The organism is Micromonospora aridisoli, from assembly GCF_056150025.1.
In genome coordinates this window covers 1-578 of sequence record NZ_JAXCFK010000107.1, presented here as the reverse complement: position 1 = coordinate 578, position 578 = coordinate 1, and the positions used below count along the sequence as shown (strand labels likewise).

Sequence of the window (578 nt, the reverse complement as noted above, 5' to 3'; positions counted from 1 at the left end):
TTCGGCGCGGACTCCTTGATCGGTGAGCCGGGGGAGGGGATGCTCCTATGGATGTCAAGGGGTGGTGAGGGCGGTGTAGTCGGCGAGGAGGGCGGTGTGGACCTCGCGGATGATGTAGCGCTTGAGGCAGCGGATGATCTCTTTGTTGCTGGGGCCCTGTTTGGTGCGTTTCTCCTGGTAGGCGCGGGTGCGGGGGTCGTGGCGCAGGCGGCAGAGGGCGATGGTGTGTAGGGCTTTGTTCGCGGCTCTGTCGCCGCCGCGGTTGAGGCGGTGTCGGTCGGTGCGCCCTGGACTGGCGGGGATGGGTGCGGCGCCGCAGAGGTGGGCCAGGGCGGCTTCGCTGCGGAGCCGGTCGGGGTTGTCGCCGGCGGTGGTGAGTAGTTGTCCGGCGACGTCGGTGCCGATGCCGTAGACGGCGTGCAGGTGTGGGGCGGTGCGGGCGACGGCGGGTCGTAGCCGCTGGTCGGCTTGGGTGATCTCGGCGGTCAGGGCCTGGATCCGGGCGGCGATGGCCGTCAGGGCGGCTTTGGTGGCCTCGACGGGATCAGTGAGTCGGGTCTGGTCGACGGGGAGCGCGG

The 578-nt window shown here is 70.2% G+C and carries 1 protein-coding gene; it reads right to left on the bottom strand.

All coding sequences use genetic code 11. From position 1 onward, the window contains the following. Positions 1-54: 54 nt before the first annotated feature. Positions 55-578: transposase (locus tag SM447_RS29595; RefSeq protein ID WP_474576154.1), on the bottom strand; the 524-nt coding region annotated here is incomplete at its 5' end.